Below are 14,053 nucleotides of genomic sequence, written 5' to 3' on the forward strand. Positions count from 1 at the left end.
TGCACGACGCCCACCCAGGCGCCGCGATGGTTCCGGACCGCGCTGCCCCGACGCGCACCGGAACCGACGAGGACACCACCATGTCCGAGCGCAGAGCGACCACGCTGTCCTCGACGACCGCCGGCGGCGCGCCTCGATCGTCCGTCGGTGCCGCGCCCGACGACCGACACCCCGCCGTCGCGATCGCGCCGCCGGCCGAGTCCTCGCGGCAGGGCGAGCTCATGCCCGAGCATTCCCTGCTCGAACGCTGGGCCCGCACCGCAGCCAGGTGGCCGGACGAGATCGCGCTGTCCGACGAGCACACGACGGTGACCTACCGGCAGGCCGACGAGATCAGCCGCGCCCTCGGCGCACTCCTCGACGAGCGCCTCCGGCCGGACGACCACAGCGCGGCCGGCGTCGGCCCCGAGCCCGGTGACGGGCCGGTGCCGGTCGGGATCATGGCCAGCCAGACGAGCGGCGGTGTGCTCGGCGTCCTCGGTCTCGCGTTCGCCGGCCGGCTGCTCGTCGTCCTCGACGCCCATCTGCCAGAGGCACGGATCCGGCACGTCATCGCGCTCGCGGGCATCACCGAGATCGTCGCGGACGAGGCGCACCGCGCGCTCGCGGCGACGCTCGTGGCGGGTCCGGCCGCGGTCCTCCCGCTCGACCCGATGCTCGACGAGGCCCAGTCGATCGCCGCAGCGGGCGGGCCGATCCGGGTCGTGCCCGCCGCCCTCGAGCGCGGCGGCACGGACGGCTTCAACATCGTGTTCACGTCGGGCTCGACGGGCGCGCCGAAGGGCGTCGTGACGAGCCACCGAGCGATGCTCGCGGACGTCACCGGCTACCGCGAGCGCCTCGGGCTCGCTCCCGGCGAGCGCTCCGCCGTCGTGCTGCCCGTCGGCTTCGCCGCGGGGTTCGCCATGGCGTTCGGCACGATCCACTCGGGTGCCGAGGCGCACCTGCTCGACGCGCGTGACGCCGGGGTGCTCGGACTCGTCGACCGCATCGCGGAGCGCGGCATCACCGTGTTGCAGACCACCCCGCACCTCGCCCGGACGATCGCCGACGCGCTCGGACCCGACGACGACCGGCTCCGCGGGCTCCGGGTGTTCGCCACCGTCGGTGAGGCCGTGACGGGGACCGACGTCGCGGCGGTGCGACCGCTGTTCGGCCCGACGACGTCGTTCTTCAACTTCACCGGGTCGAGCGAGACCGCGTCGCTCGCCTTCAACGAGATCGCGCCGGGCGATCCGGTGCCCGAGGGGAGCATCCCGGCGGGCGAGCCGGCGTTCGACAAGGAGATCCGGATCCTCCGCGAGGACGGCACCACCGCGGCGGTCGGCGAGACCGGCCAGTTGCTGTGCGTGTCCGACGCGGTGACCCCGGGCTACTGGGGCGCGTACGAGCAGACGGCGCTCCGTGCCGGGATCGCCGAGGACGGCCGGGCCACCTGGAAGCAGGGCGACCTCGCGCGGATCGACGAGGACGGCAAACTCACGCTCCTCGGTCGGGCCGACGACGCGGTCAAGGTCCGCGGGTACCTCGTCGAGCCGAGCGAGATCGAGGCCGCCATCCGCCGCATCGACACGGTCCAGGAGGCCGTGGTCACCGCGATCGTGCAACCCGGGGCATCCACGCGCCTCGTCGCCTACGTCGTCGGTCGAGCCGGGCGGCGCACGGCGTCGCCCGCTGCGATCCGACGTGCCCTGCGTGCCGAACTCCCCGCCTACATGGTGCCCGGGACGATCGTGCCGATGGTGGCGCTGCCGCGGAACGAGCGCGGCAAGGTCGACCGCGCCGAGCTCCCGCCGCCCCCGGCCGCCGGGACCGGAGACGACGCCGGTGGGGGCGACGGCGCGGTCGCCACGATGGACGAGACCACCCACGACCAGTGGGAACTCGCCGTCGGGCAGATCTGGGCCGAGGTCCTCGGGCTGCCCGCCGTCGCGCCGGAGGACGACTTCGCGTCGCTCGGCGGGGACTCCCTGGCCGCGGAGGAGATGCTCGCCGCCGTGTCCGACCGGATCGGAGTCGAGGTGCGGTCCGCCGAGATCCTCGAGCATCCGACCCTGGCGGACTTCGCGCGGCGGGTCCGTGCCGGGACCCGAGCCGTGCCGAGCCACCCCGACGTCGTCAAGCTGACGAGTGGCGGCGGCGCGCCCGTGTTCTGCTTCCCCGGTGCCGGCGCCCTCGGCCTGACGTTCGTGCCCCTGGCCCGGCACCTGGCCGACCACGACGTGTACGTGTTCCAGCAGCACGGCCTCGAGCGGCGCAGTCTGCCGGACTGGAGCGTCCCCGCGGCGGCGCGTCGGTTCATCGAACTCATGCGCGTGGTCCAGCCGCACGGCCCGTACCGGCTCATCGGGCACTCGCTCGGCGGCCTGATCGCCCTCGAGATCGCGACGACCCTCGCCGAGAACGGGGAGACCGTCGAGCACGTCGTGCTCCTGGACACCTACCTGCCGCGGAGCACGGCGGAGCAGGGCGCGCTCGAGTTCGCCCGACTGCCGGAGCGCGAGCACGGGTCGCGGGTGCTCAACGCGGTGCGCCGCGGCGCGGAACAACAGCTCCGCAGGGTCCTGCCGGGTGGACTCCCGCAGGTCAAGCGGGTGTCCCGCCGGCTCCGCGCCTACACGGCGGGGGTCGTCCGGTACCGGGGACAGGACCACTTCGACGCGTTCTTCGACCAGGCCTCGGTGATGGTCCGCCGGCACCGGGTGCGCCCGTACGACGGCACGGTCACGTTCGTGTTCGCCGACGGCAACCCGGACGGGCCGGACTCGTGGCGCCCCTACCTGCGCGGCGAGATGCGGTTCCCCCGGCTCGCGAGCGAACACAGTTCCCTGCTCCGCGAACCCCACGTGACCGAACTCGCGGCGATGCTCCACGACGTCACGGGGATCTGACCGCACGGCCACGGCACCGACGGCGGGGATACGATCCCGGGCATGGAAACGCCCGAGGAGCCGTACGACTTCGCCGACCAGAACGCCAAGCTCATCGTCCTCGAGGCGCTGTGCTACGACCTCGACGTCCTCGAACCGTACGCGGGTGCGGCGCACGAGGACGCCGAGGACGAGGACGAGGTCGTCGAGGGCTCCGGGCAGCTCGCCCGCGAGTACTACGAGGACCTCGAGGTCCTGCCCTCGCAGCTCGCGCTGGTGACGCAGCTGACCGTCGACGGGGACCTCCAGATCTACGGCGACGTCGATCCCGACTGGAGCGGGGACGACGACCGGCACGACCCGCTGACGTGGAGCGACATCGTGGAGTTGCCGGCGCTCGAGACCGTGTGGACGTCCGCGCCGTTGCCCGCGCACGTCGACGCCGAGCTCCGTGCCAAGGGCGTGACGATCGAGACCACGTAGGGCGGCGGTGTCGGGGGTGTCCGGCAGGGTGTCGGCATGAGCGGCATCGACACGTGGATCCAGGTCGTCGGGACCGTCGTCGCGCTGCTCGGCGTGGTCGTGTCGTGGGTGTACACCGCGCGGCAGCAGCAGCGTGACGCCCGGACCGCCGAGCGCGCCCGTCGAGCTGCCGAGCAGGACCGGCTCGCCGCCGCCGCGAGCGCCGAACGGGCCGAGCGCACCTCGGCGCTGTCCATCGACACCCTCGAGCGCATCGCCGGCGCGCTCGAACGCCTGGCACGACCAGGCGGGGGTCCGCCGTCCACGCCCGCTCCGTCGGACGCCGGCCGGGAGGCCCGTGCCGCGTCGGTCCCTCCGGCTCCGTCCGTCTCGTGGCGGATCGCGTCGGCGCCGGACGGCGCTGCCGTCCTCCGGAACACCGGCACGGCGAGCGCGTTCGACGTGCGTCTGACGGCGGACCCGACCATGCCGGTCGTCGTGTCCGAGCCGCCGGCGGACCTCGCCGCGGGGGAGTCCCTCGCGTTCCGGGCCGTCCCCGACGCCGCGACGCGGGACCGGACCCTGACGGTGACGTGGCGGGCGACACCGGACGGGCCGACGTCCCGATGGCGGTACCCGTTCCTCCCGGCCGACGGTGCGAGCGGAGGCGACGTGTCCGCGAGCCGTCCCGCGCCCTGATCCGCGCCGGCTCAGCGGACGGCTGCGGAGAACGCGGCGAGCTGGTCCGTGAACTGTCGTGCGCCGCCCTGGGCGGGGTGGCGGACGGCGACCGCGTCGATGCCGGCGGTGGCGAGCGCTCCCTGGGCCTTCCGCCCCACGGCGACGACGTGCTCGATGCGCAGCGCCTCGAGCAGCGCGAGCGTCGCGGGAGCGCCGGCTCGGACCTCGGCCGGTCGGGGCGTCCGGTTCGTGCGTCGGTCGGGCGCGGTGAACGGGTGGTGCGGGTACACCGGCCACGCGACGGGCAGCGGCCCCGCCCAGTCCCGGAGCGCGGCCCAGACCACCCGCGAGGATGCCTCCCACGGCGCGGTCGGCGCCGGCGGTCGCGCGAAGCCGTCACCCTCGGCGGCCCCGGTCACGATCCCCGGGCGCGCGTCGAGTTCCCGCACGCTGACGAACGGCAGGCCCGTGTTCGTCATGCCCCGCCAGCCGGGGGCCTCGGCGACGAGCAGCACGGTCGATCCGGCGTCGGCGAGCAGCCGCAGGTACCGGTCGAGGTTGCCGCGTCGGAGCGTGCCCTCCGCCGACGCGTCGTACAACGCCTCGGCGTCGTCGGGCACCGGGACCGCGTCGAGCGCCGACCAGAACGCGGCGAGGTCGAGGGGCATGTCCCCATCCTGCCGCTCGCACCATCGGCCGAGCACGACCGTCGCGGTCCTTGACGTCCGACCGCGAGCCCGAATACGGTGCTGCCGCGCGCTGACACGAGCACGACGAACCCGGCCGCACCGCCGCGGCCGAATCCGGAAGGACCCCCGATGCCTCAGGACGACCCCCGCGGCCCGGCCGAGACGGAGCACACCCGCGTCGGCGACCAGAGCGTTCGGCACCGTCGTGAGTTCGACGCTCCAGCGAGCGCCGTGCAACGCGCCCACACCGATCCCGAGCGCTTCGTCCGGTGGATGGGGCCCCACGGCACCACCGTCCGGCTCGACCGGTTCGACGCGGTGACCGGCGGTGCGTTCCGCTACGTCGTCGAGGCGGCGAACGGCGACGGCTGGGCCTTCCGTGGCTCGTACCACGAGGTCGTACCGGGTCGCATCGTCCACACGTGGGAGTACGAGGGCGAGAGCGGGGTGACGCTCGAGACCCTGCGGTTCGTGGACCTCGAGGGCGGGCGATCCGCGCTCGAGATCACCTCGACCCACGCCTCGAAGGAGGCCTGCGACGCCGTCCTCGCGAGCGGGATCGACGCCGGGATGGACGAGGACTTCGAGCGGATCGACGAGCTCCTCGCCGGTCAGGGGTAGCACGGGCCGTCCGCGGTCAGTCCTCGCAGGCCGCGCCGTCGCCGTCGCGGTCGAGCTGGCGCGAGTACCCCGGGTCGCCGACGTGGAGCGGTGCCGCACCGGCTGCCCGGACCGCCGCACAGTTCGCGAAGCTCGGTGCCGGGGTCGGACCGGCAGGTGTCGCAGCCGGCGCTCCGGGAGCCGCAGGAGTCGCCGGAGCCGGGACGACGGCGGCGCCGCCCGACCCGCTTCCGGCGGCCGTGCCTCCCGGTCGGGCCGAGAACGCCGTGCGGACCGCGGGCTGCATCGGGCAGGTCGCCAGGATCCGGGCGACCGCGTCGTGTTCGGCTGGGGTGACCCAGAGTCCGTACGCGGCCTTCACCGCGACCTGCCGGGCCACGTAGGAGCACCGGAACGCGACGACGTGCGGCAGCCATGTGGCGGCATCACCGGACCCCTTCTGCTCGTTCGACGGCCCGTCGACCGCCAGGAGGTTGCCCGGGTCGTTCGCCAGGTCCTCCCGAGCCTCCTGGTCGAGCTGCTGCGCCCCCGTCTGCCAGGCGTCCTCGAGCGCCACGACGTGGTCGATCTGCACGGCGGCCGAGGTCGTCGCGCCGCGCGTGAACCGGATCGCCGCTCCCGTGTAGGGCGACACGAGGGTGCCGGACAGCACCCGGCAGCCTCCCGGGCGCTCGACGTCCGTGAGATCGCGCGCCAGGACGTCGTCGCGGGTGTCACATCCGTCGTGGTCGCGGTCGAGCCAGGCGGTGCCGAAGTCGCCGACGCGGTCGTACCCGGTCGCCGCGGCGCGACCCTTGACGGGCAGCGTCGCCAGCAGGGCGACGGCGGTGCCCGTCGCCGTGGAGGGGGTGTCGGCGGCACCCGGAGCGGTCCCCGCGCTCGCGGCAGCGCTCACGCTCACCGCGCCGGGGCCGGCAGCAGCGGTGCCCGCCCCGCCGATGCCGCCGGTGCCGGAGCCGGGAGGCACGCTGCCGCTCACCGCCGAGCACCCGGTCAGCAGGCACAGGGTCCCGGTGACGAGCGCCGCCCGGACGACTCGCCGGAGCACGCCGCTCACGCGGACGCGGAGCGCCGGCGCTCCTCGACGCGCGCGATCACCGACCGGTAGGTCTCGACGAGTCCCTCGGCGGACCGCTCCCAGCTGAGCCGCTCCGCGCGCTCCCGCCCCGCCGCGGCGAGCTGGTCCGCGAGCGCCGGATCGGTCAGGACGGTCGCGATGACGCCCGCCCAGACGTCCGGGTCGCGCGACTCCACGACGACGCCGGTCTCACCGTCCACGACCGCCTCGCGCAGGCCACCCGCGGCGGCGGCGACCACCGGCACGCCGGACGCGGAGCCCTCGAGCGCGACGAGACCGTACGTCTCGGAGTGCGACGGCACGAGCACGAGTCCCGCGTTGCGGAACAGCATCGCCAGGTCCGGGCGCGACTGCGGACCGACGAACCGGACCCGGTCCCCGATGCCGAGTCGATCCGCGAGCCCGCGGAGCTCCTCGACGTATCCGGTCGCCTCGCTCGACGCATCGCCCGCGATCACCAGGTCCGGCCGAACGGCCTCGGGAACGGCGGCGACCGCGGCGATCGCCAGGTCGAGGCCCTTGAGGGGCTGTACGCGCGCGGCCGCGACGACGTAGCGGGGGCGGTCGTGGGCGGCGGCGCGGGTCGCGGCGCTCGCCGGACGGAACACCGAGCCGTCGACACCGGGTGGCACGATGACCACCCGCTTCGCTGCGGCGCCGAGCCGGGAGCGGACGGTGTCGGCCTCGGCCTCGCTGATCGCGACGACGGCGTCCGACTCGCGCGCCAGGAACGCCTCGCCCTCCATCCGGCCCGCCGACTCGGGGCGCTCGCCCTCGGACAGCGGAGTCGCTGCGTCGGCGGCGATCGAGTGGAAGGACTGCACGTGGGGGACCCCGCGCTCCCGAGCCACCGGCAGCGCGGCCATGCCCGAGAACCAGTGGTGGGCGTGGAACACGTCGTACGGACCGAGCTCCGCCAGTCCCGCCCGGAACGGCTCGATGAAGGCGTCGTGTTCGCCCTTCGGGACCGGCTGTGCGGGCCCGGCCGACAGGAATCGGAGGCACACGCCCGCGACGATCTCGACGGAGTCCGGCTGCGTCGGTGACGACCGGCGGGTGACGATCTCGACCCGATGCCCGAGGTCCGCGAGCGCCTCGGCCTGGTGTCGCACGACGACGTTCATCCCACCGACCTCGCCGGAACCGGGCTCGTCCCCGGGGGAGGTGTGCAGCGACACGAGCGCGATCCGGAGCGGGGTGGCGGGGGTGTCGGTCACCGAGTCAGCCTACTGGCGAGCGGGTCGCGCCCGGCCCCGCTTCCCATCTCATCGAGATCGCAGTCGTTGCCGCTTCGATCCCCATTAAAGCGACACCGGCTGCGATCTCGTGACCCTCGTACGGGGGGTGGTTGTCCCCCTTTCGTGGGACGACACTTGTCCCGCGCGATGACGAGCATGGGGGTGGCGATGTCCTGGAAGACGATGTCCCGACGGGTGAGGGCGACCGTCGCGACGGCCGGAGCAGCGGTCCTGCTGGTGGTCGGTGCGGGGTGTGCTGCAGCGACGTCCGAGCCGCACGCCGTCGCATCCTCGACAGCGTCCACCGTGCAGCACGAGCACGAGCACGAGCACGAGCGCGAACACCGGGTCGCTTCCTCGAGCCCGACGCCGACTCCGATCGTCACGACGAAGCTCGTCACCACGACCGCGGCGATCCCGTTCGCTTCGACGACGCTCGACGACGCGACTCGGGCCAAGGGCACCTCGGTGATCACGACCACGGGCGTCAACGGAGTCCGGACCACGACCTACCGCGTCACGTACACGGACGGCGTCGAGACCGGGCGCGCAGCGGTCAGCCAGGTCGTGACGACACCGCCCGTGACGCAGGTGACCTCCGTGGGCACGTACGTCGCACCGGCACCGGCACCGGCACCGGCGCCCGCCCCGGCGCAGAGCGCGGTCATCACTCCGGGTGCCTACTGCTCGTCGAGTCAGGTCGGTCAGGTCGCTCAGTCGGCCTCCGGGACGTCGTACCGGTGCGGCGGCCACGGTGCGGACGCTCGAGGTGACTACCACTGGAACACCATCCCCTGACGCCGCCCAGTCAACGGGGCCGGACTGCCAGACAGGCGGTCGGGCCGCTCCGGAGCCACCCGCCTCCGGAGCCCACGGAGGTCGCGGTCGTTGCCGCTTCGACCGGACCCGGAGCGACACCTTCTGCGATCTCGCGGGAGGACCGAGCGGACGCGGGGCAGGGCGAGCGGGCCGCGGTCGGCCTGGGGCTGGGCTCAGTCCTGACGCGAGTACCCGTGGAGGTCCTCCTGGGCTCCGTTGACCCACAGTCGCCAGCCGTCGGGCGTGGTCACGAGGACGGTCCGGTTGTACGCCTCGTCGACCACGTCCGCCTCGTACCCGCCGGCGCGGAGACGTGCGGCGAGTGCGTCGAGGTCGCCGTGGTGCTCGAACGACAGCTCGGTGCGGCCGTCCTCCCCGAGGTGCAGGGCCGCGAGGCCGCCGTCGTCCGCGGTGAAGTCCGCCCATCCGCCGCCGTCGGCCGCGATCCGGGGTCGGAGGCCCACCGCACGGAACACGCGTGCGGCGTCCGCGACCGACGACGCGTACCGGATGGGCATGACGCTGCTCGCACCGCCGGCGGCTGCACGGTCCGCGGTGGTGATGGTGACGGGAGCACCGGCGACGTCGACGGCGAGCATCTCGCCGCCGTCGGCGAGCGTGGTGGTCCGGACCGCGACTCCGGTGCCCTCGAGCGAGCGCCGCACTGCCGGGAGGTCCGCCACCAGCACCTGCAGATCGACCCGTCCGTCGTCGACCGCTCCGGCATCGACGCCGCGGATGGCGAGGACCCCGTCGCCGTCGAACTCCGTCCAGTCGTCGTCGGCAGGGGCATCGTGCCGTCGGAGCCCGAGCGCCGTCGCGAGGTCGTGCCACGCGGCGGGGTGGGCGGTGTCCAGGATGCTGCGGATGGTGGTCATGGCCGTTCCCCCTCCGTCGGGGCGGCCTCAGCACCCGACAGGTACGTGGACATCACGTGTTCGACGAGCGACGAGAGCGAGACCCCCTCGTCGATGGCGCGGTGCTTGAGCTCGCGGACGAGTTCGGCCGGCAGGTACACGTTGAACTGCACCTTGCTGCCGTTACTGGCTACCATGCTAGCAATCTAGACCGAGACGACCCGGGTGTCCATGGTGGTGTCCATGGTGCCGGTCGGGCGACGGCGACCGAGGCCCGCCGGGCGCCGGCCCCCCCGACTCGATGGAAGCGGTCTGGACGGGCGGGACCGGACCGACGCCGGTGTGCGGGGCGGTGCCGCGCCTCCCGGTCGGCCGGCGTAGGTTGCACGGATGGCGAGCAACGCGACGATGCTGACGGTGCCCGGACCGGACGGCGACCGCGAGGTCCGGATCTCGAGCCCCGACCGCGTGCTGTGGCCGCAGCTCGGGCTGACGAAGCTCGACCTCGCGCACTATCTCGTCGCCGTGGGGGACGCGTTCGTGCGCGCGAACGGGGACCGGCCGGTGTCGCTCCAGCGGTTCCCCGAGGGCGTCGACGGCGAGCAGTTCTTCTCGAAGAACCCGCCGAAGGGCGCGCCCGACTACGTGCGCGCCGTGACCGTGACCTACCCGAGCGCCCGCGCACACCCGCAGATGATCATCGACGAGCCCGCCGCGGCGGTGTGGGCGGCGCAGATGAACACCGTCGTGTTCCACCCCTGGGCGTCACGGGCCGAGCGGAGCGACCACCCGGACCAGCTGCGGATCGACCTCGACCCGCAACCGGGCACCGACTTCCACGACGCCGTCCCCGCCGCGCTCGAGCTGCGGAAGGTCCTCGACGAAGCGGGGTTGACCGCGTGGATCAAGACCTCGGGGAACCGCGGCCTGCACGTGTACGCGCCGATCGAGCCCGAATGGGAGTTCCTCGACGTGCGGCACGCGGTGATCGCCGCCGCCCGCGAACTCGAACGTCGGATGCCGGAGCAGGTGACGACCGCGTGGTGGAAGGAAGAGCGCGGCGAGCGGATCTTCGTCGACTTCAACCAGGCGAACCGGGATCGGACGATCGCCGGTGCCTACAGCCCCCGAGCACTCCCGCACGCGTCCGTCTCGACCCCGCTCCGATGGGAGGAACTGTCGGAGACCGACCCGCGGACACACACGGTGCGTACGATCCCGGAGCGACTCCGCGCCGTCGGTGACCCGTGGGAGGACATGCACGCGCAGCCCGCCCGCATCGACGCGTTGCTGGCATGGTGGGAGCGGGACCTCGCTGCCGGTCTGGGCGAGATGCCGTTCCCGCCCGACTACCCGAAGATGCCGGGGGAGCCGCCCCGCGTCCAGCCGTCGCGGGCGCGCAAGCAGCAGGCCTGACGCGCCCCGGCCGAGATCGCAGAACGCGCCGCGTCTCCGCGCCGAGAATGCAGAACGCGCCGCTGCACCCGGAGGTGAGCGGCGCGATGTGCGATCTGGGCTGCGGTGCCGATCGGTTCCTACAGGCCGAGCGTTGCCTCGTCGCGGGCGGTGCGCCCGTCCTCGGTGCGCTTGGTCTGCGTCGGGAGGCCCGCGCTCGCCGTGTGGAGGCGGGTCAAGCGCGACCACGTCCCGCGGTGCGCGTCGCTGATGCCGTCGATGCCGTTCATGCTGCCATTCCTTCCGTGCCGAAGAGCGTGGTCATGTGCTCGATGAGGTGCTGCTTCGCGAGGTCGAGCGTCGAGAAGTCCCCGACGTAGCGCCCGAAGGTGTCCATCGCGTAGTGGTGCGCGCCGTGCTGGTCGATGGTGCCGCCGAAGTACCCGGCGTGCGTCGCGACCCAGAGACCCTCGTCCGCGAGGGCCCAGGTGGTCGTCGGTGCCGGAGCGGCGGCGCGCTCGATGAGCGGCGTGACGATGGCGGGGGCGTTCACGCGCCGAGCCCGAGGGTGACGAGCGCGAGGCTCGCGACGGTGACGCTGACGATGCCGGTCACGGTCGCGCTGGCGACGAGTGCGCGCTGGTGCCGCGCCTCCCGGATCTCCGTGAACGGGCTGCGCTGCGCCGTGTGACGGACGGGGAGGAGATGCGTGCTCATGGTGGTCCTGTTCTCGAAGGGCAGTGCCCAGGAACTCGTTCGGTTCGGAGACTATCTCCGACCTGGAACAACTGTGGCACGGAGTTACTAGTTCGCCTAACTATGGAGGAGAACTGTGCGGAATTCGGACAGTCGGTTTGTTTCCCCGGCGCCGGGCGACACGGAAGGCACTGATCGGCGTCCTCGACCCGCTGATCGTCGCATCGCTGGGTGAACCGTGCCCCTCCTCGGGGGGACGGCCGCGTGAACGGGACAGTCCGATCGGGAACCGCGGGTCAGGGTGGCCAGGCGACCCAGAGCGCCCAGATCGCGATCGGCTGGAACGCGATGCCGACGACCAACGTCGCCGTCGCGCGACGCGGTGAGGCGGACAGCGCAGGGGTCCCGAGCACCGGGGACAGCGGCAGCAACATGCGGAAGGTGCTCTGCTGCGGCAGGAACACCGCGACGAGGTACGCGACGTACGCGACGACGAACGCCCCGATCCCGACGCCGAGTGCACGACTCCGGAACGCCAGACACCAGCCGACGGCGACGAGGAGCAGTGCGACGATCGGCACGCCCCAGCCGCCGACGAGCCGTTCCGCGAACAGGAACCACGGCGTCAGCGGGCGGAACACCGCGGCGGCGTCCCCGATGTAGTCCCGCCACCAGGCGGTCTCCGTGGCCACGTAGCCGTCGCCGCGGCCGGTGACGAGCGTCACGACGACCGGCCACGCGAGTCCTGCCGCCGCGGTCACGAGACCGGACGCGACCACCGCGAGGTGCGTCCGGAGCGGCAGCGGCCGTCGACGCACGAGTGACGCCACCCACACCGCCGCGAGGGCGGCCGGCACCGCGAGGGCACCGGGGTGCGTGAACGCCGCGGCCACCCCGAACGGCATCGCCACGAGCGGCCGGCCCCGGAGCACCGCCAGGAGTGCGGCGAACACGAGCGCGAGGAACAGGGACTCGGCGTACGCGACCTGGAACAGGAACCCGAGCGGTCCGAACGCGAAGAACAGCGCGCCCCACATCGCCGGACGGCTGCCGAACCGCTCCGCGAGCAGCCGGTGCAGGACGACCGTGGCCGCGCCGCCCGCCACCACCGACACGGTCACCGCGGCCGGTGCGTATCCGAGCGAGGTCATCGACATGAGCGCGCGCACCACGGCCGGGTACGCCGGGAGGAACGCCCACACGCTCTTCTGCACCGCACCGCCCGTCACGGGCAGGTCCGACGGGTAGCCGTGCAGGGCGATCCGCCGGTACCAGGCGCCGTCCCAGGCCGTGAGGAACCCGCCGAACCCGCCTGGAGCCCGGAGGGTCGCGTGTGCGTCGTGGACGCCGCCGCTCACGATCCAGGCGGTGAGCAGCAGGCCGGTCGCGAGCACCCGCGACACCGCGTAGCCGCCGAGCACGACGAGGGTCGCCGCGCCCGGACGCGGGATCGTGAGCCGTCCGGGCGCGCGGTCGGACCAGAGGCCGTCGCGGCCACGCGGTCGTCCCCGCTCGACGAGGTCCCAGGCACCCACGGGATCAGCGCAGCACGCTGCTGAGGTCGTAGGCGATCGGCTGCTCGAGCTGCTCGAAGGTGCAGGAGCGCGCGTTCCGGTCGGGCCGCCACCGGTCGAACTGCACCGTGTGGCGGAACCGGTCGCCCTCCATCTGGTCGTACCGCACCTCGACGACGCGCTCCGGCTCGAGCTCGACGAACGAGGTGTCGCGACCCGAGGCGAACCGGCTGCGTTCGGTGGCGCCGGTGACGGGCCTCCCGTCCGCGTCCCGCCGGACCAGTGGGTCCAGCTCGGTGACGAGTTCCCGCCGTCGGGCGTCCGAGAAGGCGGAGACGCCGCCGACCATGCGCAGCTCGCCGCCCGCGTCGTACAGGCCGAGCAGCAGGGACCCCACGCCCTCGCCCGACTTGTGGACGCGGTAGCCGACCACGACGACGTCGGCGGTGCGGTGGTGCTTCGCCTTGAGCATCGTGCGCTTGTTCGGCGCGTACGGCCCGGCGAGGGGCTTCGCGACGACACCGTCGAGTCCCGCCCCCTCGAACTCGACCAGCCAGCGGCGGGCTTCCTCGATGTCGAGCGTGCGCTGGGACACGAACAGCGGGTCCTCGAACGCGCGACCGAGCTCCTCGAGTGCGACGCGGCGCTCGGCGAACGGCAGGTCCCGCAGGTCCCGGTCCTCGAACGCGAGCAGGTCGAACGCCACGAAGGCAGCGGGGGTCTCGACCGAGAGCTTCCGGATCCGGGACGCGGCGGGGTGGATCCGCTGCGTCAGGGCGTCCCAGTCCAGCCGCTCCGCGCCCGGTTCGCCGGTCCGCACGACGATCTCGCCGTCGAGCACGCACGGCCCCGGCAGCTGGTCGCGGAACACCGCCACGAGCTCCGGGAAGTACCGGGTGAGCGTCTTCGACCCGCGGCTGCCGATCTCGACGTCCGTGCCGTCGTGGTAGACGATCCCGCGGAAGCCGTCCCACTTCGGCTCGTAGCTGAGGCCCCCGGGCACGGCGTCCGCGGCGGGGACGTCCGGGACGGCCTTGGCGAGCATCGGGGCGACGGGGTCCGCGGCGGTGGGGAGGGCCATCGACCCATCCAACGCCCCGCGGCCGGGAGGCTGCCGTCAGCGTCGACGGGCG

Annotated in this window: 16 protein-coding genes; 6 read left to right on the top strand and 10 right to left on the bottom strand. The window is 73.6% G+C overall.

Annotated elements, in window-relative coordinates; all coding sequences use genetic code 11:
* The first annotated feature begins 80 nt into the window (after positions 1–80).
* Genes DEI81_RS00560 through DEI81_RS00570 form a run of 3 tightly spaced genes read left to right on the top strand, consistent with a single transcriptional unit; the run spans position 81 to position 4,031 of the window.
* Entirely contained in the window at positions 81–2,891 is a 2,811-nt protein-coding gene (locus tag DEI81_RS00560; RefSeq protein WP_181435282.1) for a non-ribosomal peptide synthetase, read from the top strand.
* 42 nt (positions 2,892–2,933) lie between these two features.
* Entirely contained in the window at positions 2,934–3,353 is a 420-nt protein-coding gene (locus tag DEI81_RS00565) for a DUF6892 domain-containing protein (protein ID WP_111008569.1), read from the top strand.
* 36 nt (positions 3,354–3,389) lie between these two features.
* On the top strand, positions 3,390–4,031 hold the full coding sequence (locus tag DEI81_RS00570; RefSeq protein ID WP_111008570.1) for a hypothetical protein: 642 nt from the start codon (positions 3,390–3,392) through the stop codon (positions 4,029–4,031).
* Between the two features lie 11 nt (positions 4,032–4,042).
* Here the strand turns inward: DEI81_RS00570 and DEI81_RS00575 are convergent, their stop codons facing one another.
* Positions 4,043–4,681, bottom strand: coding sequence for a uracil-DNA glycosylase (locus DEI81_RS00575; RefSeq protein ID WP_111008571.1), 639 nt, complete (start codon positions 4,679–4,681; stop codon positions 4,043–4,045).
* Between the two features lie 150 nt (positions 4,682–4,831).
* On the opposite strand from DEI81_RS00575, the gene DEI81_RS00580 reads away from it, so the two are divergent.
* Positions 4,832–5,323: an SRPBCC domain-containing protein gene (locus tag DEI81_RS00580; RefSeq protein WP_111008572.1), complete on the top strand. Its 492-nt coding sequence runs from the start codon at positions 4,832–4,834 to the stop codon at positions 5,321–5,323.
* Between the two features lie 16 nt (positions 5,324–5,339).
* On the opposite strand, the gene DEI81_RS00585 is transcribed toward DEI81_RS00580, so the two are convergent.
* Positions 5,340–6,371 (bottom strand): DUF1524 domain-containing protein, encoded by a 1,032-nt coding sequence (locus tag DEI81_RS00585; RefSeq protein ID WP_309146657.1) that lies wholly within the window; start codon positions 6,369–6,371, stop codon positions 5,340–5,342.
* Between the two features lie 5 nt (positions 6,372–6,376).
* Entirely contained in the window at positions 6,377–7,618 is a 1,242-nt protein-coding gene (locus DEI81_RS00590; protein ID WP_258368388.1) for a glycosyltransferase, read from the bottom strand.
* Between the two features lie 189 nt (positions 7,619–7,807).
* Here DEI81_RS00590 and DEI81_RS00595 point away from each other — a divergent pair, with 189 nt between their 5' ends.
* The gene (locus DEI81_RS00595; RefSeq protein ID WP_258368389.1) at positions 7,808–8,437 is read left to right on the top strand and encodes a G5 domain-containing protein; all 630 of its coding nucleotides are present in this window, start codon (positions 7,808–7,810) and stop codon (positions 8,435–8,437) included.
* Positions 8,438–8,631: 194 nt separating this feature from the next.
* Here the strand turns inward: DEI81_RS00595 and DEI81_RS00600 are convergent, their stop codons facing one another.
* Together DEI81_RS00600 and DEI81_RS00605 are read right to left on the bottom strand one after the other, a co-directional pair.
* Complete coding sequence (locus DEI81_RS00600) at positions 8,632–9,336, bottom strand: hypothetical protein (RefSeq protein WP_111008574.1); 705 nt, start codon at positions 9,334–9,336, stop codon at positions 8,632–8,634.
* Positions 9,333–9,512 (bottom strand): CopG family transcriptional regulator, encoded by a 180-nt coding sequence (locus DEI81_RS00605; protein ID WP_111008575.1) that lies wholly within the window; start codon positions 9,510–9,512, stop codon positions 9,333–9,335. The genes DEI81_RS00600 and DEI81_RS00605 overlap by 4 nt, the downstream gene beginning before the upstream one ends.
* Before the next feature lie 193 nt (positions 9,513–9,705).
* Here DEI81_RS00605 and ligD point away from each other — a divergent pair, with 193 nt between their 5' ends.
* Positions 9,706–10,731: a non-homologous end-joining DNA ligase gene (gene ligD, locus DEI81_RS00610; protein ID WP_111008576.1), complete on the top strand. Its 1,026-nt coding sequence runs from the start codon at positions 9,706–9,708 to the stop codon at positions 10,729–10,731.
* A gap of 119 nt (positions 10,732–10,850) precedes the next feature.
* On the opposite strand, the gene DEI81_RS16110 is transcribed toward ligD, so the two are convergent.
* The 5 genes from DEI81_RS16110 to DEI81_RS00625 form a co-directional block, all read right to left on the bottom strand.
* Positions 10,851–11,000 (bottom strand): hypothetical protein, encoded by a 150-nt coding sequence (locus tag DEI81_RS16110; protein WP_181435283.1) that lies wholly within the window; start codon positions 10,998–11,000, stop codon positions 10,851–10,853.
* On the bottom strand, positions 10,997–11,263 hold the full coding sequence (locus DEI81_RS00615) for a hypothetical protein (RefSeq protein WP_111008577.1): 267 nt from the start codon (positions 11,261–11,263) through the stop codon (positions 10,997–10,999). The genes DEI81_RS16110 and DEI81_RS00615 overlap by 4 nt, the downstream gene beginning before the upstream one ends.
* The gene (locus DEI81_RS16115; protein ID WP_181434666.1) at positions 11,260–11,427 is read right to left on the bottom strand and encodes a hypothetical protein; all 168 of its coding nucleotides are present in this window, start codon (positions 11,425–11,427) and stop codon (positions 11,260–11,262) included. The genes DEI81_RS00615 and DEI81_RS16115 overlap by 4 nt, the downstream gene beginning before the upstream one ends.
* Before the next feature lie 275 nt (positions 11,428–11,702).
* Positions 11,703–12,941: a hypothetical protein gene (locus DEI81_RS00620; protein ID WP_111008578.1), complete on the bottom strand. Its 1,239-nt coding sequence runs from the start codon at positions 12,939–12,941 to the stop codon at positions 11,703–11,705.
* Positions 12,942–12,945: 4 nt separating this feature from the next.
* Positions 12,946–14,001 (bottom strand): ATP-dependent DNA ligase, encoded by a 1,056-nt coding sequence (locus tag DEI81_RS00625; RefSeq protein WP_111008579.1) that lies wholly within the window; start codon positions 13,999–14,001, stop codon positions 12,946–12,948.
* Positions 14,002–14,053 lie beyond the last annotated feature (52 nt).

This window comes from Curtobacterium sp. MCBD17_013, from assembly GCF_003234565.1.
GTDB lineage: Bacteria > Actinomycetota > Actinomycetes > Actinomycetales > Microbacteriaceae > Curtobacterium.